The organism is Bauldia sp. (assembly GCA_037200845.1).
Lineage (GTDB): Bacteria > Pseudomonadota > Alphaproteobacteria > Rhizobiales > Kaistiaceae > DASZQY01.
Genome location: JBBCGQ010000001.1, coordinates 1381358 through 1405025 on the forward strand (window position 1 = coordinate 1381358; position 23668 = coordinate 1405025).

The 23668-nt window shown below is 67.4% G+C and carries 20 protein-coding genes; 10 read left to right on the plus strand and 10 right to left on the minus strand.

The window, feature by feature from the left end; all coding sequences use genetic code 11:
* Positions 1 to 101 precede the first annotated feature (101 nt).
* On the minus strand, positions 102 to 3266 hold the full coding sequence (locus tag WDM94_06650; protein MEJ0012302.1) for an efflux RND transporter permease subunit: 3165 nt from the start codon (positions 3264 to 3266) through the stop codon (positions 102 to 104).
* Positions 3263 to 4387, minus strand: coding sequence for an efflux RND transporter periplasmic adaptor subunit (locus WDM94_06655; protein ID MEJ0012303.1), 1125 nt, complete (start codon positions 4385 to 4387; stop codon positions 3263 to 3265). The genes WDM94_06650 and WDM94_06655 overlap by 4 nt, the downstream gene beginning before the upstream one ends.
* A gap of 286 nt (positions 4388 to 4673) precedes the next feature.
* Here WDM94_06655 and WDM94_06660 point away from each other — a divergent pair, with 286 nt between their 5' ends.
* From WDM94_06660 to WDM94_06680, 5 genes are all read left to right on the plus strand, one after another.
* Complete coding sequence (locus WDM94_06660) at positions 4674 to 5225, plus strand: sigma-70 family RNA polymerase sigma factor (protein ID MEJ0012304.1); 552 nt, start codon at positions 4674 to 4676, stop codon at positions 5223 to 5225.
* The gene (locus WDM94_06665; GenBank protein MEJ0012305.1) at positions 5215 to 5910 is read left to right on the plus strand and encodes an anti-sigma factor; all 696 of its coding nucleotides are present in this window, start codon (positions 5215 to 5217) and stop codon (positions 5908 to 5910) included. Before WDM94_06660 ends, WDM94_06665 begins: the two co-directional genes overlap by 11 nt.
* Positions 5911 to 6092: 182 nt before the next feature.
* Positions 6093 to 6668 carry a fasciclin domain-containing protein gene (locus WDM94_06670; protein MEJ0012306.1) on the plus strand — a complete coding sequence of 192 codons (576 nt, stop codon included), beginning with the start codon at positions 6093 to 6095 and terminating at the stop codon, positions 6666 to 6668.
* A 159-nt stretch (positions 6669 to 6827) separates the two neighbouring features.
* Positions 6828 to 7988: an aminotransferase gene (locus WDM94_06675; protein MEJ0012307.1), complete on the plus strand. Its 1161-nt coding sequence runs from the start codon at positions 6828 to 6830 to the stop codon at positions 7986 to 7988.
* Entirely contained in the window at positions 7973 to 8998 is a 1026-nt protein-coding gene (locus WDM94_06680) for an asparaginase (GenBank protein MEJ0012308.1), read from the plus strand. The genes WDM94_06675 and WDM94_06680 overlap by 16 nt, the downstream gene beginning before the upstream one ends.
* A gap of 153 nt (positions 8999 to 9151) precedes the next feature.
* Here the strand turns inward: WDM94_06680 and WDM94_06685 are convergent, their stop codons facing one another.
* The 3 genes from WDM94_06685 to WDM94_06695 all read right to left on the minus strand — a co-directional run bounded on the left by WDM94_06685 (position 9152) and on the right by WDM94_06695 (position 14025).
* On the minus strand, positions 9152 to 10510 hold the full coding sequence (locus WDM94_06685) for a TIGR03808 family TAT-translocated repetitive protein (GenBank protein MEJ0012309.1): 1359 nt from the start codon (positions 10508 to 10510) through the stop codon (positions 9152 to 9154).
* Between the two features lie 93 nt (positions 10511 to 10603).
* On the minus strand, positions 10604 to 12775 hold the full coding sequence (scpA, locus tag WDM94_06690; protein ID MEJ0012310.1) for a methylmalonyl-CoA mutase: 2172 nt from the start codon (positions 12773 to 12775) through the stop codon (positions 10604 to 10606).
* Positions 12772 to 14025: a methylmalonyl-CoA mutase family protein gene (locus WDM94_06695; GenBank protein ID MEJ0012311.1), complete on the minus strand. Its 1254-nt coding sequence runs from the start codon at positions 14023 to 14025 to the stop codon at positions 12772 to 12774. Before WDM94_06695 ends, scpA begins: the two co-directional genes overlap by 4 nt.
* A 320-nt stretch (positions 14026 to 14345) precedes the next feature.
* On the opposite strand from WDM94_06695, the gene WDM94_06700 reads away from it, so the two are divergent.
* A complete protein-coding gene (locus tag WDM94_06700; GenBank protein MEJ0012312.1) occupies positions 14346 to 15047 on the plus strand; it encodes a helix-turn-helix transcriptional regulator in 702 nt (233 codons plus the stop codon).
* Here WDM94_06700 and WDM94_06705 read toward each other — a convergent pair.
* Positions 15044 to 15388 (minus strand): DUF2267 domain-containing protein, encoded by a 345-nt coding sequence (locus tag WDM94_06705; protein MEJ0012313.1) that lies wholly within the window; start codon positions 15386 to 15388, stop codon positions 15044 to 15046. The genes WDM94_06700 and WDM94_06705 overlap by 4 nt on opposite strands.
* 47 nt (positions 15389 to 15435) lie before the next feature.
* On the opposite strand from WDM94_06705, the gene WDM94_06710 reads away from it, so the two are divergent.
* A complete protein-coding gene (locus tag WDM94_06710; protein ID MEJ0012314.1) occupies positions 15436 to 16809 on the plus strand; it encodes a dipeptidase in 1374 nt (457 codons plus the stop codon).
* A 3-nt stretch (positions 16810 to 16812) separates the two neighbouring features.
* On the opposite strand, the gene WDM94_06715 is transcribed toward WDM94_06710, so the two are convergent.
* On the minus strand, positions 16813 to 17253 hold the full coding sequence (locus WDM94_06715) for a cytochrome c (GenBank protein MEJ0012315.1): 441 nt from the start codon (positions 17251 to 17253) through the stop codon (positions 16813 to 16815).
* 134 nt (positions 17254 to 17387) lie between these two features.
* On the opposite strand from WDM94_06715, the gene WDM94_06720 reads away from it, so the two are divergent.
* Positions 17388 to 19010 carry a helicase HerA-like domain-containing protein gene (locus tag WDM94_06720; protein MEJ0012316.1) on the plus strand — a complete coding sequence of 541 codons (1623 nt, stop codon included), beginning with the start codon at positions 17388 to 17390 and terminating at the stop codon, positions 19008 to 19010.
* A gap of 192 nt (positions 19011 to 19202) precedes the next feature.
* The gene (locus WDM94_06725) at positions 19203 to 19808 is read left to right on the plus strand and encodes a superoxide dismutase (GenBank protein MEJ0012317.1); all 606 of its coding nucleotides are present in this window, start codon (positions 19203 to 19205) and stop codon (positions 19806 to 19808) included.
* A gap of 193 nt (positions 19809 to 20001) precedes the next feature.
* Here the strand turns inward: WDM94_06725 and WDM94_06730 are convergent, their stop codons facing one another.
* Together WDM94_06730 and WDM94_06735 are read right to left on the minus strand one after the other, a co-directional pair.
* Positions 20002 to 20340, minus strand: coding sequence for a hypothetical protein (locus WDM94_06730; protein MEJ0012318.1), 339 nt, complete (start codon positions 20338 to 20340; stop codon positions 20002 to 20004).
* Between the two features lie 68 nt (positions 20341 to 20408).
* Complete coding sequence (locus tag WDM94_06735; GenBank protein ID MEJ0012319.1) at positions 20409 to 22529, minus strand: S9 family peptidase; 2121 nt, start codon at positions 22527 to 22529, stop codon at positions 20409 to 20411.
* A gap of 323 nt (positions 22530 to 22852) precedes the next feature.
* On the opposite strand from WDM94_06735, the gene WDM94_06740 reads away from it, so the two are divergent.
* Positions 22853 to 23266 (plus strand): MucR family transcriptional regulator, encoded by a 414-nt coding sequence (locus WDM94_06740; GenBank protein ID MEJ0012320.1) that lies wholly within the window; start codon positions 22853 to 22855, stop codon positions 23264 to 23266.
* A 4-nt stretch (positions 23267 to 23270) separates the two neighbouring features.
* Here the strand turns inward: WDM94_06740 and WDM94_06745 are convergent, their stop codons facing one another.
* Positions 23271 to 23585, minus strand: coding sequence for a DUF6477 family protein (locus WDM94_06745; protein ID MEJ0012321.1), 315 nt, complete (start codon positions 23583 to 23585; stop codon positions 23271 to 23273).
* Positions 23586 to 23668: the final 83 nt, after the last annotated feature.

A 23668-nucleotide genomic window follows, 5' to 3' on the forward strand; every position in this document is an offset into this window, starting at 1 on the left:
AATCGACTTTCAAGGAGAGACCCGAACCGCAGGTACCATGCCGGCCGTGTCGCTGTCACGACAGGCGGGAAAGGCGCGTACGCCCTCCCATAGTAGGCGCGTCAGAACTGTCCGGCGGTATCGTCCGGGCCGCGGGCGTGCGCCGGGGCGCCGCCGCCGGCCACCGCCGGCGTCTTCTGCCGCCAACGCCACAGCCGGTCCCACGCCGCCCGGCCGCGCGCCAGCGCCATCAGCGACGAGGGCGTGACGACCAGCGTCAGCACCGTCGAGAAGGTGAGGCCGAACACGATCGCGGTCGAAAGCTGGATCCACCACTGCGTCGACGGCGCGCCGATGGTGATCTCCCGGTGGATGAAGTCGACGTTGAGACCGAAGGCGATCGGCAGCACGCCAAGCACCGCCGTCACCGCCGTGAGCAGCACCGGGCGCGCGCGTTCGCGGCAGGTCCGCAGAATCGCTTCTTCGACCGGCACGCCTTCCTTGCGCAGGCGGTCGTACGTGTCGATCAGCACGATGTTGTTGTTGGTCACGATGCCGGCGAGCGCGATGATGCCGACGCCGGTCATGACGACGCCGAACGCCTGGCCCATCACGATCAGGCCGATGAACACGCCGATGGTGGAGAGCACCACGGCGGAGAGCACCAGCGCCACGCTCGACAGCTTGTTGAACTGCGCCAGCAGCACCGCGAAGATCAGGAAGATCGCCGCACCGAAGGCGGAGAGCAGGAACGATTCCGCGTTCGCCTGCTCCTCGTCGGAGCCGACCAGCTTCCATGACACCAGGCCCTTGAAGTCGGTCGCCTCGAGCTGCTTGGTGATCGCGTCCTGCACGGTGGAGGCGAGCACGCCGGGCTTGAGGTTGGACGTCACCGTGACGACGCGTTCGCTGTCGACACGGTTGATCAGGCCGACCCGCTCCTCCGGCACGCGCTGGACGAAGTTCGAGATCGGCACCGATCCGGCCGGCGTGCTGATCTCCAGCTCGTCGATCTGGTCGAGCGTGCGCCGGTCCTCCGGCACGCGCACGATGATATCGACCGGCTTGTCGGCATCCGACGGCCGGTAGTCGGTAATCTTGAGCCCGTTGGTGACGAGCTGCACCACGGCGCCGACGGCACCGACGCCGATGCCGTAACGCGCCGCCTGCGGCTTGTCGATCTGCAGCGCCCAGTCGATGCCCGGCATCGGCAGGCCGCTGTCGAGATCGACGACTTCCGGATACTTCGCCAGCTCGGCGGTTATCTGCTTGGCCGCCGCCGTCAGCGCATCGGGATAGTTGCTCGAAAGCTGGATCTGGATCGGCTTGCCGGTCGGCGGGCCGGCCTGCGCCGCCGTCACCTCGACCTTGATGCCGGGGATGTCGGCGGTGCGCGCGCGCAACTCCGTCATGATCACCTTGGCCGACGGCCGATCGCGCCAGTTGACGAACTCGAACTGAATCTGGCCGATCACGTCCTCGGTAACGTCCGCCGAGCCGCCGCGGCCCATGTCGCCGGAGCGTGCGTAGACCGTCGACAGGCCCTTCTCGCTGAGAACGACCGACTCGACGGTCCGGACCAGCCTATCCTTCTCGGCCAGCGAAAGGTTGCCGCGCGCGTGCACCAGCACGACGCCGGTGTCGGGCTCGACGTCGGGGAAGAACTCCACGCCCTTGCCGACCTTGCCGTAGATCGTCGGCACCGCGATGAGCAGCGCGAACGCGATGGTGAGCACTGCCCACGGATGATGGATCGCGAGCCGCACCGTGCGCATGTAGAAGCCTTCGCGCGGCGCCGCGTCGCGCTGCACTTCGTGCGGCCGCCCGATCAGCGCGCCGAGCGTCGGCGTGAAGACCAGCGCCGCCACCAGCGAGGCCGACAGCGTCGCGATCAGCGTGATCGGCAGAAACTTCATGAACTGACCGACGATGCCCGGCCACAGCAGCAGCGGGAAGAACGCCGCGATGCGGGTAAGCGTCGCCGCCGTCACCGGGCCGGCCATGCGCGAGGCGGCGTAGGAGTACGCCTCCTTCGGCTTCATGCCCTCGCTCATTCGTCGTTCGGCGAATTCGGAGACAATGATGGCGTCGTCGACCAGCATGCCGACGGCGAGGATCAGCGAGAACAGCACGATGATGTTCATCGTCGCGCCGAACAGGTCGAGCCCGAGCACGCCGGTGAGGAACGCGAACGGCAGGGCGATGCCGATGAATACGGACGCGCGGCCGCCGAGGATGAACAGGATCACGACCACGACCAGCAGGATCGCCGTGGTCACGCTGTTCTGCAGGTCGCTCAGCATGTCCTCGATGAACTTGGACTGGTCGCCGATGTACTGAACGTGGACGCTGGCCGGCAGCGTCTTCTGCATCTCGGCAACGACCTTCTTCACCCCCTCGACGGTGGCGATAAGGTTGGCGCCGGAGCGCTTGGAGATGTCGATCACCACCGCCGGCTTGCCGTTGACGCGCGTGATCGAGGTCGCGTCCTTGAACGTCGGCAGGATCGTGGCGACGTCGCCGAGCGTCACCGACGCGGCGTTGGAGGCGGCGACCGGAATGTTGAGTACGTCCTCGGGCGTCTCGATGAGCGCCGGCACCTTGATGCTGAACGAGCCCTGGTTGCCCTCGAGCGCGCCGGCGGCGACCAGGCTGTTGCCCTGCGAGGCGGCGAGCGCGAACTGGCCGAGATCGACGCCGTAGCTCTTGAGCAGCATCGGCTCGGCGATGATCTCGACGACCTCGTCGCGCGTGCCGCGGAGATCGGCCGAAAGCACGCCGGGAGCTTCCTTGATCGCGTTCTGCAGATCGCGCGCGATCTTGCCCATCGTGCGCTCGGACAGGTCGCTGGACAGCGCCACGCTGATGACCGGGAACAGGCTGAGGTTCACTTCGAACACGCCCGGCTCGTCGGCATCGCCCGGCAACGTCGGCTTGGCCGAGTCGACCTTGGCGCGCACGTCCTGCACCGCGATGTCCGAATTGAAGCCGGCGTCGAATTCGAGCAGCACGTAGCCGCCGCCTTCGAACGCCGCCGAGCGCATCGTCTTGACGTTGGTGACCGTCTTCAGCGCGGTTTCCATCGGCCGCAGCAGCAGCCGCTCGGAATCTTCCGGCGAGATGCCGCGCTCGGAAAGCTGGACGTAGATGTACGGAATCTGGACGTCGGGCTGCGATTCCTTGGGGATGTTGAGATAGGCGAGAGCGCCGGCGACGAGCAGGAAGATGAGGATCGCGATGGTCAGCCGGGCGTGGCCGACGGCGATATCGACTATCCGACGCATCATGTGGGCGGCACCGTTTCTGTCTGCGCCGCGGACGCTGCCACAGCCTCGATCGTGTCTCCGTCCTTGACGAAGTCCTGGCCGACCACGATCACGCGCGATTCACTCGCGAGCCCGGTCACCCAGACATTGTCGCGGCCGTCCTCGACGACCTCGATCGGCTTGAACATCGCCTTGTTGTCGTCGCCGGCGATGCGCACGCCGAGGCGGCCGTCGTCGGAGAAGATCAGCGCCGAGCGCGGCACCGGCGTGGCATCGATCGGCGCCAGCAGCACCGTCATCTCGCAGGTGACGCCGTCGGCGACACCGCCAGTACCGTTCGGGAATTTCGCCTCGACCGGATACGTGCGCGTCGCCTTGTCGGCACTCAGGCCGACGAAGTCGACCGTGCCCGAAACCTTGGTCCCGTCGATGAAGCGCACCTCGGCGCTCTGCCCGACGAGCAGGCTCGCGCGGCGCGATTCCGACACGGCGCCGACCGCCAGCATCGGATCGGGATCGACGATCTCGGCGACGTCGGCGCCGATCTGCATCGCCTGTCCGACCTGCACCGGTACGGTATCGACCACGCCGTCGATGGGCGCGCGCACCAGCGAGCGGTCGGCCTCGGCCTGCGCCGAAGCCAGCGCCGCCTGCGCACCCTTAACGCCGGACTCCAGCGCCTGGATGGTGTTGCGCGGCGCGTCGCCGGTCTCGATCAGCTTCTTGTTCGCGTCGTATTCCGACTGGCGCTGGTCGAGCAGGGCCTGCGCCTGCTGCACTGCCGCCTGCCGGCCTTCGTCGGAGATGGTGGCGACGACGTCGCCCGCCTTCACGACCTTGCCGCGCGTCACGTTAAGCTCGACCAGAACGCCGGCGCCACGGGCCGTCGCCTGCGCGCGCCGATCGGCCTTGGTCACGCACGATAGAACGACCGCGCGCTGGTGACGCTCGGTTGTGGCGGTGGTGACGCTGACCTTCTGCACGGGAACGGGCGCCGACGCATCGGTCGGCACGGGCGTTGCCGCGCCGCTCTCGCCCGCCGCATCACGGTTGCCGAAGTGGCCGGAGAATATCCAGGCCGCCGCGGCGATAACGAGAACGACAGCTACGATTCGGCTGGGCCGAAAGATTCGTGAAGCCATGGATTTGATCACCCGCCCGTCGAAAGCAAGAAAGACGCCGATTCCGGTAACGCCGCCGTGCATATAAGGGTTTCATGGCGGCATTTGAACTGGTTGCAGTGCGAAAAAACTGCGTCGGAATTTTATCCAGTTATATCAATGGCTTGCATTTCAATCGCCAATTCCCGGTGGCGTCTGGACGCGGATGCACGATTGACGGCAATCGCCATCCATTGGAACAACGGTCATTGGCAAATGAGGCCCCCGTTGCGCGATATTCCTGCAAATACGCTGCGAGGCGATGCCCGTGGCCGGTAGCCAGAGCGACCTCGTCGAGGCGCTGGCCCGCGTCGCCGCCGGCGACCGCGATGCCTTCGGCCGCCTCTATTCGGCCACCTCCGCGAAACTTTTCGCCAGTGTTCGCCGTATCTTGAGCGTTGGTTCGGCAGCGGAAGACGCAGTCCAGGAAGCCTACGTCCGCATCTGGCGGCACGCCGGCGACTTCGATGCGTCGATTGCCTCGCCGATCGCATGGATGACGACCATCGCCCGTCACGCTGCGATCGACATGGCCCGTTCGAGCGGAGCCCGGATCGCGGCGCAGTCGGCCACGATCGATACGGAAATGGAAGAGCGCCTCGCCGCACCTGAAACCGGCGGCGATCCGCTGGCGGCCTCGCGCTTGTCCGATTGTCTCGGCAAGCTCGAGCAGGACAGGCGCGGCATGGTGGTCATGGCGTATTGCTATGGCCTCAGCCGCGAGGAACTCGCCGGCCGCTTCGCGCGGCCGGTGGCAACCGTGAAGACCATCTTGAGGCGCAGCCTCGTGCAGTTGAAGGAATGCCTCGGTGGCAATTGACGCCGACGATCTTGAGGCCCTTGCGGCCGAATTCGTGCTGGGCACGCTCGATGTGAACGAGCGGCGCGCGGCCGAAGCGCGCATATCCGCCGATCCGGCGTTCCGCGCCAGCGTCGCCGCGTGGGAAAATCGCCTGCAGCCGCTCGCCGACAACGTCGCGCCGGTCGCCGTGCCGCCGGCGATCTTCGCCGCCATCGAGGAGCGCGTTGCCGGCGAGCCGAAGCCCGGCGCGCGCACCTCCAACGTCGTCGCGCTCCGCCGTCAGGTCCGCACCTGGCGCATCGGCGCCGGCATCGCCACTGCCGCGGCTGCCGCGTTGCTCGCCGTCGTCGTCACCGACGTGAACCGCGGCCCATCGCCCGGCCAGATGCAATTCGTCGCGATGCTGACGCCCGATGGCGGCAAGCCCGCCTTCGTGCTCACCGTCGATACGGTGAAGAGCACCATGTCCATCCGCCAGGTCGCCGACTCCGCGCCCGCCGACAAGAGCTATGAGCTCTGGGCCATTCAGCCTGGCCAGAATCCGAAGTCGCTCGGCGTGGTCCAGCAGGCGAGCTATACGCAGCCGCTGCCCTACAAGCCGCAGGACCTCGTATTCGCGGTGAGCCTCGAGCCCGCCGGCGGATCGAAGACCGGCGCGCCGACCGGCCCGGTCGTTTTCTCGGGACCGCTCGTTCAGCAATAGATCTGTCGAATTTGATCTTTCGGGCACCGTATTCCACGGGAACGTACCCGCGTGCTCGCCAATGCGCGCGCCGTGGTGCCAACGGGGAATAAATCGCACCGCGATCTGAAACCTTCCTCCGCCTCCCTCCGTAACTGCTCCTGTTCCCACTCGGGAGCCGAGATCAAACCGGAGGAAGTCCCATGCAGTTCCGTTCCATCGCCCGCGCGGCCGCCGTTGCCGTGCTCATGTCGAGTGGCGCCTATATTGCCGCTCCCGCTTTTGCCGCCGAGATGACCGTCGAGGTCGGTGGCGCGCCGATGTATCCGTCCAAGAACATCATCGAGAACGCCGTCAACTCGAAGGATCACACCACGCTCGTCGCCGCGGTGAAGGCCGCCGGCCTCGTCGATACGCTGTCGGGCAAGGGTCCGTTCACGGTGTTCGCGCCGACCAACGAAGCCTTCGCCGCTCTGCCGGCCGGCACGGTCGACAACCTGCTCAAGCCCGAGAACAAGGCGACGCTGGTCAAGATCCTGACCTGCCATGTGCTCGCTGCCGACGCCACCTCGGCGGTCGCCATGAAGATGATCAAGGACGACGGCGGCAAGCATGAAGTCACCACGGTCGGTGGCTGCAAGCTCTGGCTCCAGTCGGACGGCAAGAAGCTGACCGTGACCGATGAGTCCGGCGGCGTCGCCAACGTGACCATCGCCGACGTGATCCAGTCGAACGGCGTCATCCACGTCGTCGACAAGGTCCTCCTGCCGAAGATGTAGGTCCCTGCGCCTGGACAGTCGCCCCCCGCGCGTCCGGGACCATACGGCCCTCGCCAGAGTATCGGCGGGGGCCGTGTGCATTTTGGGATCGGCGGCCGCCAGCGTTGCGCGGCAATCGGCGCGCCCCTAGTCTCGCCGCTCCGTCGTCGAGACCCGCCTGTGAAATCCACCAGCCCGATCTACACCGGCCTGCCCATGACCATCTTCGAGGTCATGTCGCGTCTGGCCATCGAGAATGGCGCCATCAACCTCGGCCAGGGCTTCCCCGATGTCGACGGCCCTGCCGACGTGAAGGAAGTCGCCGCGCGCGAGTTGCTCACCGGGCTCAACCAGTACCCGCCGATGATGGGCCTGCCGGAACTCCGCCAGGCGGTCGCCGCCTCGGCCAAGCGGTTCTACGATCTCGATATCGACTGGAGGAGCGAGGTGCTGGTCACCTCCGGCGCCACCGAGGCGCTGTCGGATTGCTTCAACGCACTGATCGAGCCGGGAGATGAGATCGTCGTCATCGAGCCGCTCTACGATTCCTACCTGCCGGTGATCCGCCGCGCCGGCGCGATTCCGAAACCGGTGCGGATCACGCCTCCCGAGTGGAAGCTTGACCGCGAGCAGCTCGCCGCCGCCTTCGGCCCGAAGACCAAGGCGATCCTGCTCAACAATCCGATGAACCCCGCGGGCCGCGTCTTCACGCGCGACGAGCTGGCGCTGATCGCCGAGCTTTGCGTCGAGCACGACGCCTACGCCATCTGCGACGAGGTCTACGAGCACATCCTGTTCGATGGCCGCAAGCACATCCCGCTGATGACACTGCCCGGCATGCGCGAGCGCGCCGTCCGCATCGGCTCGGCCGGCAAGACCTTTTCGCTCACCGGCTGGAAGGTCGGCTACATCAGCGCGACGCCGAAGCTGCTCGATCCGATCACCAAGGCGCACCAGTTCAACACCTTCACCACGCCGCCGAATTTCCAGAAGGCCGTCGCCTACGGTCTGGGCAAGGACGACGCCTACTACGCGTCGCTCTCCGGCGACCTCGAGAAGAAGCGCGACCGCTTCGCCGCCGGCCTGACGCGGCTGGGCTTTACGGTGGCACCATGCCAGGGCACGTACTTCCTCACTGCCGACGCCGCCCCGCTCCGCCTCAACAGCGACGACGTCGAGGTGTGCAAGACGATGACGGTGGAAGCCAAGGTCACGGCCGTGCCGGTCTCGGTCTTCTACCAGTCCGATGCGCCCAAAACTTTCCTCCGCTTCTGCTTCTCCAAGCGCGACGAGATTCTGGACGAGGCGATCGCGCGGATGGAGACGTGGTTGAAGCGATGATCGATCCGACGCTGGTCGAAGTCACCCGCGGCCGCTACGTCGAATCCCGCCACACCGGCGCGATCGTCGTCGTCGATACCGAGGGCACGCGCCGCGTCGCCGTCGGCGATGTCGAGCGCCGCGTCTTCCCGCGCTCCGCCGTGAAATCGATCCAGGCGCTGCCGCTGGTCGAGTCCGGCGCCGCCGACCGCTACGGTTTCGGCAACGCCGAACTGGCGCTGGCGTGCTCCTCGCACAACGCGGAGCCGCGCCATGTCGCGACCGCGCTGCGGATGCTGGCCGCGGCCGGGCGAGGGGAGGGCGACCTCGCCTGCGGCGGCCACGAGCCGATGGACAAGGCCTCCGCCGATGCGCTGGTGCGCGCCGGCAAGAAGCCCGGCCGCATCCACGACAACTGCAGCGGCAAGCACTCGGGCATGATCTGCTTCGCCTGCGGCACCGGCCTCGATCCGCAAGGGTACGAGCGGCCCGATCATGCCGCCCAGCGCCAGATCAGCGCCGCACTGACGGAGGTGACCGGCGCCGATCTCGGCGAGCCCGCCGTCGACGGCTGCTCGGTTCCCGCCTACGCCATCCCGCTCGACAAGCTGGCGCTGGCCTTCGCCAGGATAACGACCGGCGAAGGCCTGTCGCTGTCGCGCGCCGAGGCCGCGCGTCGCCTGATCGAGGCAGTGACCGCCGAGCCGTTCATGGTCGCCGGCACCGGCCGCTTCGACACCGAGGCGCTGACGCTGTTCGGCCGCCGCCTGTTCATCAAGAGCGGCGCCGAGGGCGTTTTCTGCGCCGCGTTTCCGGACCTCGGCCTCGGTGTCGCGATCAAATGCGACGACGGCGCCCAGCGCGGACCGGAGACGGTGATGGCGGCGGTGATCGAGGCGTTCCTGCCGCCGACGGAGGCGGAGCGGACGGCGTTCGCGCATCGCCTGCGCCCGCCGATCGACAATCGCGCCGGCGCGGTCGTCGGCGAAGTCCGTCCGGTGCCGGAACTTGCGGCGATGTTGCGCGGGTGAAATCTCCCTCCGCTTTCCCCGCGAAGGCGGGGATCCAGGAGCCGAGGCTGAGCCGCACTGCCAACCTGCGCGCCGGCCTCAACACCTGGGTCCCCGCCTTCGCGAGGAAAGCGGAGAGGAAGACAGGCCTACGCTGCGGAGCGGATGCCGCGGCTAGCTGATGCGATTACGCTCGACCAAAAGCTGCGGATAACGCTCCGCGCCCGATAGCGCGAGGTCGCCCGTGACGGTCTCCGCCCAGCGCATGCCGACGATGGCGCCGCTGGTCGCGCCCGCGATCAGGTTGTCGCTGATGATCGCCGAGCCGGCGCCGTCGACGACGCTGACCACGACGCCGAGCGGCGCGCGGCGGATGACGTTGCCGGTCGCGGCGACGTCGCGGAGATAGGGGCCCCAGCCGAGTTGCAGGCCGAACAGCGGCGCCCCGTCGATGACGTTGCCGGTCGCCGCGACGTCCGCCTCGATCGAGATGCCGATGCCGAAGCCCGGCGCGTCCGGCTGATAGGGACCCTTGCCGGTGATGTTGCGCACGATGTTGCCCGACACCACCGCCAGCCGCCCGCCTTCATTGAAGTTGACCACGCAGATGCCGGTCGCGGCGCCATCGACGATGTTGTTGGCGATCATCGCGCCCTCGAAGGCGAACTCCGAGTAGATGCCGACCTCGCCGCTCCGCGCCGTATTGTTGCCGGTGATCTGCACGTTATTGGCGCTGTTGGCGCGGATCGCGGTGAAGGCGCAATCGGCGATGCGGTTGTTCGCGACGATGACGCCGTGCGCGCGGAAGACGTTTATGCCGTTGCCGTTCTGCCCGGTGCCGCCGTCCCTGGCGGCGATGCGCGCGACGCGGTTGCCGGTGACGATGGTGCCGTCCTCGCCCTCCGCCCAGCGATAGACGAGGATGCCGGCGTTGCCGCAATCCTCGACCGTGTTGCCGCTGATCGCGAGGCCGGTCGACTCGATCGCGCGGATACCGGCATCGCCGGCGCCGCGGACGGTCGACTGCACGACGCGCCCGCCGCAACGGTCGAGCGCCAGTCCCGATTTCGCCGAGCCGATGATGGTGACGTTGTCGATGACGACGTTCGGCGTCTCGGAGAGATGCAGGATGCCCGGCACGTATTCTTCCAGCGCCTGCCCGGCGCCGTCGATGGTGATGTCGCGAATCTCGATCACCTCGGCATGCGAGCCGACGATCATGTGGCTGCCGCCGCCGTAGACGAGCTTGGTCGCGCCGGCGACACCGGCGAGCCGCGTGCGCGGCGGCAGGACGAGGTCGGAGACGACGAACGTGCCGGCCGGCAGGAACACCTGGCGGTCGTCGTTCGAGGCGGCATCGAGCAGCCGCTGCAGCGACACGCTCTGGCTGATCGCCGCGTTGCGGTCGGTGCCGAGCTCGGCCGGCGACAGCGTGCCGCGCAGCATCGGCGAATCCGGCGCGTCGAGAGCGGCCAGCGCCGGCGTCGCGGCGGCCGCGCCGATGGCGGCGGTGAGGAATGTGCGGCGATCCACGGGCAACCCTTCCCGAAAACAGGAAACCGTCGCCTGTCACTCAAGTCTTGTGCCGGGGAATTCGTGCCGGAATGGCACAAGTCGCGGGAAATACTAGAGATTCGCCCCGTCGGTCGTCTCGTATCCGAGCCGCCGGTTGAGGTCGCGGATGAGTTGCTCGGCCGCGGCCGGGATCACCGTTCCGGGCGTGAAGATCGCCGCGACGCCCGCCTCGTAAAGCGCGGCGAAATCCTGCTCGGGCACGATGCCGCCGACGACCACCATGATGTCCGGCCGCCCGCCTTGCTCCAGCGCCCGCTTCAGCGCCGGCACCAGCGTCAGGTGTCCGGCGGCGAGCGTCGAGATGCCGACCATGTGCACGTCCTTCGCCATCGCCAGCGCCGCCGCGTCCTCCGGCGACTGGAATAGCGGCCCCATCTCGACGGCGAAGCCGAGATCGGCAAATGCCGACGCGATCACCTTCTGCCCGCGATCGTGCCCGTCCTGCCCGACCTTGGCGACGAGAATGCGCGGCGGCCCGCCCTCGCGCTGGCGGAACTGGCGCACCATCGCGGCAACGCGCTGCACCGCCGCGTCGTCGTCGCCCATCTCGCGGCCGTAGGTGCCGCGCACCGCGCGCTGCTCGCCGCGATGACGCCCGAAGGCAACTTCGAGCGCGGCGCTTATCTCGCCGACGGTGGCGTGCGCCCGCGCCGCGTCGACCGCGAGCGCCAGCAGGTTGCCGTCGCTGGATTGAGCGGCGCGGGTGAGGGCGGCGAGCGTCGCCGCCACGGCCGCACCGTCGCGCTCGGCGCGCAGCCGCGCCAGCTTCGCCACCTGCGCTGCGCGTACCGCGGAGTTGTCGACGCGCAGCGTCTCGATCGGCGCCGCGTCGCTTGCGGCATATTTGTTCACGCCGACGACGGTCTGCGTGCCGTTGTCGAGCCGCGCCTGCGTCCGCGCCGCGGCCTGCTCGATGCGCTCCTGCGGCACGCCGGCCTCGATCGCCTTCGCCATGCCGCCGAGTGCATCGATCTCGGCGATGTGCGCCAGCGCCCGCGTCGCCAGCTCGTACGTCAGGCGCTCGACATAGAACGAGCCGCCCCACGGATCGATGACGCGGGTCGTGCCGGCTTCGGTCTGCAGGAACAGTTGCGTGTTGCGCGCGATGCGGGCCGAGGCGTCGGTCGGCAAGGCCAGGGCCTCGTCGAGCGCGTTGGTGTGCAGCGACTGCGTGCCGCCGTCGGTCGCCGCCATCGCCTCGATCGCGGTGCGCACGATATTATTCATCGGGTCGCTCGCCGCCAGCGACCAGCCCGAGGTCTGGCAATGCACGCGCAGCATCAGCGAGCGCTCGTCCTTCGGCGCGAAGCGCTGCTTCATCAGCCGCGCCCACAACAGGCGCGCCGCGCGCAGCTTCGCCACCTCCATGAAAAAATTCATGCCGATGTCGAAGAAGAACGAGATTCGCGGCGCGAACTGATCGACCGCCAAGCCCGCACCCATCGCCGCGTTCACGTATTCCAGCCCGTCGGCGAGCGTGTAGCCGAGCTCGAGGTCGGCCGTCGCCCCGGCCTCCTGCATGTGATAGCCGCTGACCGAGATCGGGTTGAACTTCGGCATGTGCGCCGTCGTGTAGGCGATGATGTCGGCGACGATCCGCATCGACGGTCCGGGCGGATAGATGTACGTGTTGCGGACCATGAACTCCTTGAGGATGTCGTTCTGGATTGTCCCGGCAAGCGCCGCCGGCGCCACGCCCTGCTCCTCCGCCGCCGCGATGTAGAGCGCCATCACCGGCAGCACCGCGCCGTTCATCGTCATCGACACGCTGGTGGAACCGAGCGGGATGCCGTCGAACAGCGTGCGCATGTCGTAGATCGAGTCGACCGCGACGCCCGCCATGCCGACGTCGCCGGCGATGCGCGGGTCGTCGGAGTCGTAGCCGCGGTGGGTCGGCAGGTCGAAGGCGACCGACAGGCCCTTCTGCCCGGCGGCGAGATTGCGCCGGTAGAACGCGTTCGACTCCTCGGCGGTCGAGAAGCCGGCGTATTGCCGGATCGTCCACGGCTGGTCGAGGTACATGGTCGGGTAGGGACCGCGGACGAATGGCGCGAGTCCGGGCCAGCCGTCCAGAAAATCGAGCTCGGCGACGTCGGCCGGCCCGTAGGCCGTGCGGATCGCGATGCCTTCCGGCGTCGTCCACGCGTGTTTGGCCGGCGCGGAATTTCCCGATGGCGCCTGCCATGGCACATGCGCAAAGTCGGGCAGGGTGCGTGCGCTCACGTCTCGTACGCCTCGGCGAGGCGCCGATAGACGAGGCGCCCGCACTCGTCGGAACGCGGCGCCGGCGCGCCGGCAACGGCGTTGACCCCGACGATCTTCACCAGCCCGGCCGCGACCTCCGCCAGCCGCGCCTTGCGCGCCTCGGCGACCTCGCGCAACAATCCGCCGCGCAGGATCGCGGGCACGATGCCGCCTACCGCCTCGATGCGCTGGAACCGCGCCCACGCCGCCTCGGCGAGCGCCTCGGTCATCGCCTCGATCGCGCCGGATCCCGCAGCCGGATCGGCGACGCGAAACATCTGCGCCTCCTCGGCGAGGATTATCTGCGTGTTGCGCGCCAGCCGCCGGCCGTGCCCATCGCCGCCGGCGAGCACGTCGAACGGCAGCACCGTGATCGAGTCCGCGCCGCCGGCGGCCGCGCCGAAAGCGGCGCTGGTCGCGCGCAGGATATTCATCTGCGGATCGCGCGCACTCATGCTGCGCCACGCCGTCTCGGCGTGGATGCGCGGCGCGATGTCGATGCCGGCCACCTCGCCGACACGCGCCAGCAGCAACCGCATGGCGCGGAATTTCGCGATCGTGCGGAACTGATCGGCGTCGGCGACCAGCACCACATCGACCTTGCCGCCGATCAGCCGGAGATGATGCACGAAGGTGGCGAGCGCCACGCCGAGCTCCTGCTCGTCGCTCGCCCCGCCGGCATGCCACGGCCGCCCGTCGGCAATCGCAGCAGCCGCGACGCCGCGCTCGGCGAGTTGCGCCATCCTTGTCTCGTCAACCTCCGTCGCCGCTCCCGACGCGATCCGCGCCACCGGGTCGACCGCCACGAACAATTCGAGCTTCCGAGCGACGGCGATGTCCGCGAGCGCGACGTCGTCCATATCGACGCGAACGATCGTCCCCTCCGGCAGCGCGGCAAGCAGCGCCGCGACTGCATCCCGCGGCAATCGCGCCGTCAGCGGATGGCTGCCTCCCGTCGTCGCGACGTCGATCGCGGTGGCGCCGCCTTCCAATTCGGCACGCGCTCCCGCGATCGCGTCCTCCGTCGCGACCGCGTCGACACGGCCGGCAACTACCCATGGTTGTCCTCCGACCGATCCGGTGATTGCGCGTGCAGACGCGCGACGCGGAAACAGCGCGGGCGACTCAGGGCCGGCCGCCACGCCGCGACGCGTGCGCGCCGCCGCCCGCTGCCAATCGGCCTCGGTGAAGCGGGGGAAAACGTCGGCGAGGGGGGTGGGCGCTGTCATGGCAAGCCGGCCCGTTTATACGCGCCGCGATAGCCGCGCGCCATTCGCCGGCCGTGCGCCGGGCGGGCGTGCCATCGTCGCAACGTCACACGGCAAAAGCCAGCGCGGACAATGGTTTGGCATGGCATTCGCTTGCCGAGCCAAGGTGCCCGCCGTAGATAGCGATCGGGCAGAGCGGCACGATGCCGGAGGGTGGGCATGACCGACGCCACTGCCATGTCGAGCACGCATGACGGCGACAATCGTGCGTCTCTGTCAAAACCCACAATTGCGTGCGGTGCAGTCATGTCCGTACCTCTTCGGTGCCGGGGGAAGTTAGAATGACTATTGCAGCGAGCATGATCGCGCTGAGCGAAAGCTTTCGCGACATGACGAATGGCGCACAGGTCGTCGATGCGCTCGAGAAACTGTTTCAATCGTTTGGCGCGACGAGTTTTCTGGCTACGGGAATTCCGCTTCCCGGTCGCCCGATAGAGCCGCTGATCGTGCGCATGACGTGGGTCGACGCCAAGGGCGGCGCGGTCGCGCTGAAGAGCGACGACCCGGTGCTCAATCGCGTCTTCCACACGCACCGTCCCTTCTCGTGGATCGAGACGAACCATCCCGGCGTCACCAATGTGTCGGCGCTGCTGGGCGCCCTCGGCGATGGCCCGACGCGCCTGATCGCGGTGCCGGTCTGCTCGCTCTTGCCTTACCAGGGCGTCGTGCTGAGCGCCGGCCCGACGCTGATGCTCGATACGCGCTCGCTGCTCGTGCTCGATCACGTCGTCGTCGAAGGCTTCCGCCGCCTGATGGCGCTGGGCGTCGTGCGCATGGAGCGGCCGGGCGACCTGTCGGCACGCGAGCGCCGCGTCGTCGAGCTGTCGGCTTCCGGCAAGACCGCCAACGAGATCGCCGACATCCTCGAAATCTCGCAGCGCACCGTTCACGCCCACCTGCAGAACGCCAGCGAGAAGCTCGGCGCCCACAACAAGACACACACCGTCGTCGAGGCGCTGCGCTACGGGCAGATTTCCGTCTAGATAAACTGGCTGAGGCCGGGGATCGCCGCGATCACGGCATCGACCGGCGCGTCGCCGGCGTCCGCCTTGGCGATCTTCACGAACGTCGTCACCACCGCCTGCAGCTCGTTCATGCCGAGGCCGGCGCCGGCGAGATCGTTGAACACGCCGAGCAGCCCGTCGCCGCCGTTCGGGTGCGCATCGGCGAGCGTGCGCGCGCCGGGCAGCTTGTCGAACAGCGCCGCGACCTTGTCGGCCGGCGCCTCCCGCGCAATGAACGAGACGATGATGCCGATCGCCTTCTCGGCCTCGGCGTGATCGACCCCGGCCGCCGCCGCAACGTCCTCGACAATCGTCTCCATGAGGAATCTTCTCCCGTTCTGGCGCCGATAATACAGAAAGCAGCCCGATGCTCGATGACGTTCTGAAGTTCGTCGATGACAATCTGCCCGCGAGCCTCGACCGGCTCTTCGCGCTGCTGCGCATCGATTCGATCTCGACCGATCCCGCCTACAAGGAATCGTGCCGCAAGGCGGCGACCTGGCTGGTGAGCGAATTGCAGGGCATCGGTTTCATCGCCTCGGCGCGCCAGACGCCGGGCCATCCCATCGTCGTCGGCCACCACGACGGCGAGGGGCCGCACGTTCTGTTCTACGCCCACTACGACGTGCAGCCGGTCGATCCGATCGACCTGTGGAAGACGCCGCCGTTCGAGCCGAGCATCGTGACGCTCGCCGACGGCCGCAAGGCGATCGCCGCCCGCGGCGCCGGCGACGACAAGGGCCAGTTGATGACGTTCCTCGAGGCGGTGCGCGCCTGGAAAAAGGTCACGCGGCAACTGCCGGTTAACGTCACCATGCTGCTCGAGGGCGAGGAAGAATCGGGCAGCGTCAATCTGAAGCCGTTCCTGAAATCCAATGCGAAGGAGCTGAAGGCCGACGTCGCGCTCATCTGCGACACCGGCATGTGGAGCCCGACGCGCGCCGCCATCACCACCTCGCTCCGCGGCCTCGGCGCCGAGGAGATCACCATCACCGCCGCCAGCCGCGACCTGCACTCCGGCATGTACGGCGGCGCCGCGCGCAATCCGATCCACGTGCTGGCGGCGATCCTCGCGGCGCTCCACGACGACGACGGCCGCGTCACCGTTCCCGGCTTCTACGACGGCGTGACGGAGCTTTCGCCCGCGCAGAAGAAGCAATGGGCCGAGCTTGGCTTCGACGAGCGCGAATTTTTGGGCGACGTCGGCCTGTCGATCCCCGCCGGCGAAAAGGGCCGCAGCGTGCTGGAGCAGATTTGGTCGCGCCCGACGCTGGAGGTCAACGGCATCATCGGCGGCTACACCAAGCCCGGCTTCAAGACCGTGATCCCGTCGGAAGCCTCGGCGAAGGTTTCCTTCCGCCTCGTCGGTACGCAGGACCCGGAGAAGATTGCGGCCGCCTTCCGCAAATTCGTCAGCGACCGCGTGCCGGCCGACTGCAAGGTCGCGTTCCACTCCCACGCCGGCAGCCCGGCCCGCCGCCTGCCGCTCGATGGTCCGTGGCTGAAGCGCGCGTCAAAGGCGCTGGCCGACGAGTGGGGCGAGGCGCCGGCGCTGATGGGCGGCGGCGGCTCGATCCCCGTCGTCGGCGACTTCCAGGAAATTCTCGGCCTCGACTCGGTGATGGTCGGCTTCGGCCTCGACGACGACAACATCCATTCGCCGAACGAGAAGTACGACCTCGAGAGTTACCGCCGCGGCATCCGCTCGTGGGTGCGGATCATCGCGGCGCTCGCCGACTGAGTTTTACTCCGAGACGCGATACTTCTGGTGGCAGGCCGTGCAGTCGGCGTTGACGGCGAGCACCGCCGCCTTGAAGGCGTCGGGCCCGCTTGGTGCAATGTTCGCCGCGGCAAGCGCATCGGTCTGCAGCTTCAGGGCCAGTGCCTCGAAGTCTTCCATGTGCGTCCATACGTCGGGTGAGGCTTCGGTTTGCCCGCCGGTGCTGCCCTCCGGGAAGAGCGTCAGGAACTGATCCATGTCGGTGATGATCTGCTTCATCGCGTCGCCGGCCTTCGCCGCGTCGTAAGGCGCCTTGCCCGTCGCCAGTCCGAAAGCAGCGCGGATCGAAGCGTTGTTCATCTTCATCAGCTTCTGCCGCGCCCCGACGGGATCGTCCTGAGCGAGCGCGACGCCCGCTACGAGCACCAGCGACACCGCAAGCGTCACGCCAGCAACCAACCGCATGTGAACCTCACTCCTGTTTTCGGGATGGAACCTCGCAGGCAGTGAACACGCGAGGCAAGGCGGTACGTCGTCCGGTCACGCAAGCTTGAACGCGCGTGGATGTCGCCTAAAGTGCAGGCAGGCGAGGCGACATCATGACCGTATTGCAACAGGGCAAAGTCTATCTCGGCTCGACCGCCGCGCCGGAACGCGCGCCGCAATACATCAACCTGCCGCTCGCCAATCGCCACGGCCTGATCACCGGCGCCACCGGCACCGGCAAGACGGTGTCGCTGCAGGGCATGGCGGAAGGTTTCTCCGCCGCCGGCGTGCCCGTCTTCTGTTCCGATATCAAAGGCGACGTCGCCGGCCTTGCCGAGATCGGCGAGGCGAAAGACTTCATCGCCAAGCGCAACGACGACATCGGCTTCACCGCCGAATACAAGCCGGCCGCGTTCCCGGTCGTCTTCTGGGACCTGTTCGGCAAGGACGGCCACCCGATCCGCACGACCATCTCCGAGATGGGCCCGCTGCTCCTCTCGCGCCTGCTCGACCTGAACGACACGCAGGAGGGCGTGCTCAACATCGCCTTCCGCCTCGCCGACGAGGAGGGGCTGCTCGTCCTCGATCTCAAGGATCTGCAGGCGCTGCTGGTGCACGTCGCCGACAAGGCGAGCGAGCTGACCACGCGCTACGGCAACGTCTCCAGGGCCACCGTCGGCACGGTGCAGCGCGCGCTGCTGGTGCTGGAAGAGCAGGGCGGCGCGAAATTCTTCGGCGAGCCGGCCCTCGACATCAAGCAACTGATCCGCACCACCACCGACGGCCGCGGCATCGTCAGCATCCTCGCCGCCGCGACCCTGATGCAGTCGCCGCGCCTCTACGCCACGTTCCTGCTATGGCTGCTGTCCGAGCTGTTCGAGGACCTCGAGGAGATCGGCGATCCGGAGAAGCCGCGCCTGGTCTTCTTCTTCGACGAGGCGCATCTCCTGTTCAACGAGGCACCGAAGGCGCTGCTCGAAAAGATCGAGCAGGTCGTGCGCCTCATCCGCTCTAAGGGCGTCGGCGTCTATTTCATCACGCAGAACCCGCTCGACGTGCCGGAGATCGTGCTCGCCCAGCTCGGCAACCGCGTGCAGCATGCGCTGCGCGCCTACACCCCGCGCGAGACCAAGGCGGTGAAGACCGCCGCCGACACCTTTCGCCCCAACCCGGCGTTTTCCACCTACGACGTCATCACCCAGCTCGTCACCGGCGAGGCGCTGGTCTCGACGCTGGAGGACAGGGGCGCGCCGTCGATCGTACAGCGGACGCTGATGCGCCCGCCGTCGTCGCGCATCGGCGCCATCACCGACGAGGAGCGCCGCAAGGTCATTGCCGCCAGTCCGATCGGCACGATCTACGACAACCCGATCGACCGCCAGTCCGCCTTTGAGGTGCTGTCGGTGCGCGTCGAGACCAAGGTCGAGACGACGGTGACCACGCCCGACGCGCCGCAGACACCGGACACGCCGCAACCGCCGTCGTCGCGCGGCAGCGTGCCGCCGACCGGCGGCGGACTCGGCGGCATGATCGGTGACATGTTCGGCATGAACCGCACACGCGGGCAGCGCATGACGACGACCCAGCGCGTTACCCGCGAGGTGACCCGCACCGTCACCAACCGCGTCGCCGGCGGCATCGCCGCCGAGGTTGGCCGCCAGATGGGCGGCTCGCTCGGCGGCTCCGTCGGCCGCGCGATCGTGCGCGGCGTGCTTGGTGGAATTCTGCGAGGGTAGCCGCAAGCGCGGATGTCGTCCCCGCCACGGGCCCGGCGAAGCCGGACCCGGACGCAGGCATGACAACCGCTGCGAGGCGTTGCCGGGACGCCGGTCGCGGCCTATCTTCCCACCGCGCAATTCTATTCGCCGTCCCCGACGCCCTGCCTCCCGCGGCGCGTTCCACCGACGGTCCCTCCAGAGGAGCCTGCCATGGCGTTCGAACTTCCCCCGCTGCCTTACGACTACGAGGCGCTGCAGCCGTACATGTCGAAAGAAACCCTCGAGTTTCACCACGACAAGCATCATCAGGCCTACGTCACCAACGGCAACAACCTGCTGAAGGGCTCGGGCCTTGAGGACAAGAGCCTCGAGGACGTCGTCAAGCAGAGCTACTCGAAGAACGCCGGCCTCTTCAACAACGCCGCGCAGCACTACAACCACATCTACTTCTGGAAGTGGATGAAGAAGGGCGGCGGCGGCAAGAAGGTGCCGGGCGCTCTCCAGCGCGCCATCGACACCGACCTCGGCGGCTACGACAAGTTCCGCACCGATTTCATCCAGGCCGGCGTCACGCAGTTCGGTTCGGGCTGGGCGTGGATCGCGGTGCGCGACGGCAAGCTGTCGATCACCAAGACACCCAACGGCGAGAACCCGCTCGTCCACGGCGCCACGCCGATCCTCGGCGTCGATGTCTGGGAGCACTCGTATTACATCGACTACCGCAACGCCCGCCCGAAGTACCTCGAGGCGTTCGTCGACAATCTCATCAACTGGGATGCGGTGCTCGAGTCGTACGAGAAGGCCGCCGGCAAGTAGCGCGGCCGGAGGGGAGGAGAGACACCCCTCCCCAAACCGCCTGATGGCGGTTTGACCCTCCCACAAGGGGAGGGTTCATCCATGTTGAAACGCCAAGCGCCAACGAACACCACTTGAGCCCTCCCCTTGTGGGAGGGCCAAAACCGCAAAGCGGTTTTTTGGGGAGGGGTGTCTCTCCTCCCACCGGCGCCCGCTAGTACGGCGCCCCCGTTTTGCAAAACTTCATGACCGTCATTTTCGGAAAATCGATCTGCGCCCAGTAGAGCCACGCCTTGCATGACGCCTGCGTCGTGAAGCAGGGCGCCTGCAGGAACTGCTCGTCGTGGCGATCGAAGATGTCGCGCCGCCAGCCCCAGTAGAGCGCCTGCCACGTCTTGGCGCGGCCGACCTTGGAGGCGACGGCCGCGCAATTCATGCCCTGAACGCGCGGCGGCGGTGGCGGATAGGGCCCGGCCGCCTGGGCGAACGACGGCACCGCCGCCACACCAAGCACGACCGTCGCCGCAGCGGCGAAAGAAAACAATGCGCGCATCGGAAATCCTCCCGTGACCTCGCCCTTTGTCAAACTAAGCTAGGGCAGGGCAGTTCCCCGCGAAAGCCTCACGTCCTGCCGACCGCCTTCAGCGCGAAGGCCGTCGCGAACGCCGTCTCATGCAGCCGGTCGAACCGGCCCGAGGCGCCGCCGTGCCCGGCGTCCATGTTGGTGCGGAAGACGATGACGTTGTCGTCCGTCTTGGTGGCACGCAGCTTCGCCACCCACTTCGCCGGCTCCCAGTAGGTGACCCGCGGATCGGACAGGCCGCCGAGCGCGAGGATCGCCGGATAGTCCTGCGCCCTGACGTTGTCGTAGGGCGAGTAGGACGCGATCAGGCGGTAGTCGTCGGCGCTCGCCAGCGGATTGCCCCACTCCGGCCACTCCGGCGGCGTCAGCGGCAGCGTCGCGTCGAGCATCGTGTTGAGCGTGTCGACGAACGGCACCTCGGCGATGAGGCCCGCGAACAGCTCCGGCGCCATGTTGGCGACCGCGCCGATCAGCAACCCGCCGGCCGAGCCACCCCAGCCGACGATCCTGCCGGCGCTGGTGACCTTCTCGGCGATCAGGTAGCGCGCCGCGGCGACGAAATCGGAGAACGTGTTCGGCTTGTTCTCGCGCCGCCCATCGGCGTACCAGCGGTAGCCCTTGTCCTTGCCGCCGCGGATATGCGCGATGGCGTAGACGAAGCCGCGGTCGACCAGCGACAGCCGCGTGATCCCGAACGCGGCGGGGATCGCGATGCCGTAGGCGCCGTAGCCGTAGAGCAACAGCGGCGCCGAGCCGTCGAGCGGCGTACCTTTCTTATAGAGCAGCGACACCGGCACGAGCTCGCCGTCGGCCGCCGGCGCAAACACGCGGCGCGTGACGTAGTCGTCGGGATTGTGCCCGGAGGGGACCTCGTCCTCCTTCAGCAGCAGGCGCGTCCGCGTCGCCATGTCGTAGTCGTAGACGCGCGACGGCGTCGTCATCGACGAGTAGCTGAAGCGCAGCGTCGTCGTGTCGAACTCCAGGCCGTCCATCGTGCCCAGCGAATAGGCTTCCTCGGCGAAGCCGATGGCGTGCTCCTCGCCGGTGGCGAGCTGGCGCACGATGATGCGCGGCAAACTCGACTCGCGCTCCAGCCGCACGAGATGATCGCGGTAGACCGTGAAGTCGAGGATCAGCCGCCCGGGGACATGGGGAACCAGATCGCTCCACTGGTCGCGGTCGGCGTTCGCGACCGGCGCGGTCACGATCTTGAAGTCTTCCGCGCCGCCGGCGTTGGTGAGGATGTAGAAATCGCCGCCGTTGTGGCCGAGCGAATATTCGAGCCCCGTCTCGCGCGGCGCGATCAGCCGCGGCGCCGACGCCGGATCGTCGGCGTCGATGACGCGCACCTCCGAGGTCTCGTGGTCGTGCGCGTCGATGACGATGTACTTGCGCGACTGCGTCTTGCCGACGGCGATGAAGAAGCCGGCGTCGCTCTCGCTGTAGACCGCGACATCGTCCTTCGGGTCGGTTCCGACGACGTGGCGGAAAATCTTGGCCGGCCGGTGGTTGGCGTCGATCCAGACGTAGAACAGCGTCCTGCCGTCGTTCGCCCAGGCGACCCCGCCGCCGGTCTCCTCGATCACGTCGGGCAGGTCGGCGCCGGTCTCGGCGTCACGCAGCCGCAGCGTGAAGTATTCGTTGCCCTTCTCGTCGACCGCGTAGGCGATCAGCTTGTGGTCCGGACTGTGGTCGAAGCCGCCGAGGCGGAAGTATGCCTTGCCGGCCGCCATGCGGTTGGCATCGAGCAGCACCTTCTCGTTGGTCTTGTCCCGGTCCATCCGCACGATCTGCGGGTGCTCGGCGCCATGCTGGTAGCGCGTCGCGTAGGCAAACTGACCGTCGGGCGCCGGCACCGACGAATCGTCTTCCTTTATCCGCCCGCGCATCTCCGCGAACAGCGCCGAGCGCAGGCCTTCGACATCTGCCATCTCATTGGCGGCGTACGCATTTTCAGCTTCGAGGTAAGCCCGGATTTCCGGCGCGAGCGCAGCCGGATCGCGCATCACGGTCTGCCAGTTTTCCGCCCTCAGCCACGCGTAGTCGTCAGTCCGCGCGATGTTGTGGTGGCTGGTCTTCACCGGCCGCTTCGCCGCGACCGGAATTCGGCTAACTCCAGCTCCCGCCCCCGGAAATCCTGCTTCCCGCGTTGCCGCCATCTGTCGCTCCGTCTTTTTGTTGGAAAACCAAGGGCCCGGGCGGCCTTCGGCTCCCCTTAGATGGGTCGTCCCCGGCCCATCCTCAATGACCGCCGGGCAGGCATGCAAGCGCGATCGAAAATACAGACCGAGCCTAGAATAGAAGCAAATTCAACCATAGGTTTATCATGGCTGGACAAGGAATTCGAAATCATGCCAATATCTGACAAGAAAAGCGGCGGCAAAACCGAAGTCATCGCCCTGTTTTACCTTGTCTTGTATCGGCCGAAGCCTTATAGCCGGCCTCAACTTAGAACAACGCCCAATTTTCGACGGTGATCAGAATGAGCGACAAAGACTCCGGCGTGGATCTGATTGATCTCGCAGCAGATATCGTCTCCGCCTACGTCAGCAACAATACAGTGCCGGCCTCCGACCTTCCGGCCCTGATCGCCAATGTTCACCGCGCGCTGAACAACACCATGGGCGGCGCCGTAGAGCCCGAGCCGGAGCCGCTGAAGCCGGCGGTGAACCCGAAGAAATCGGTGTTCCCGGATTACATCGTCTGTCTGGAAGACGGCAAGAAATTCAAGTCGTTGAAGCGCCATCTGCGCACGCACTACGATCTCTCGCCGGAAGATTATCGCGACAAGTGGGGCCTGCCGGCAGATTATCCGATGGTCGCCCCGAATTATGCTGCTGCCCGCTCGGCGCTCGCCAAGAAAATGGGCCTCGGCCAGCAGCGGCGCCGCAAGTAACGTTTCAAGCATCCGTAATTCTGGCGAGCGCTGCGCGTTCGGCCGCGTAGGCTTGCGCCAGCGCGATGTGCCGGTTGAGGTCGTAGGTCCAGTGGCCGGCGCGACCGCGATTGCGCTCGGCCCGCAGCGCCCGCGCCAGGCGCCGGACGATGGCGCGCCGCCCGGCCGCGCTGGTGTCTGCAATGTGGTCCGGACCGACCGGCAGAATCCGCGGCAGGTGCCGGGCGCGATCGTACGGCTCGATGCCGCGGGCGACCATGGCGCCGACGGTCCGGCCCGTGCGCCGTGAATCGAATGCAACCGGAATGGGTATGCGCATGACACGTCTCCGCTGACGAGGCGGCGAGTGTCGGGTCGCGCGCGACAGCGGGGATTGGCGCGAAAGTTATCCCCGCGGCCTGC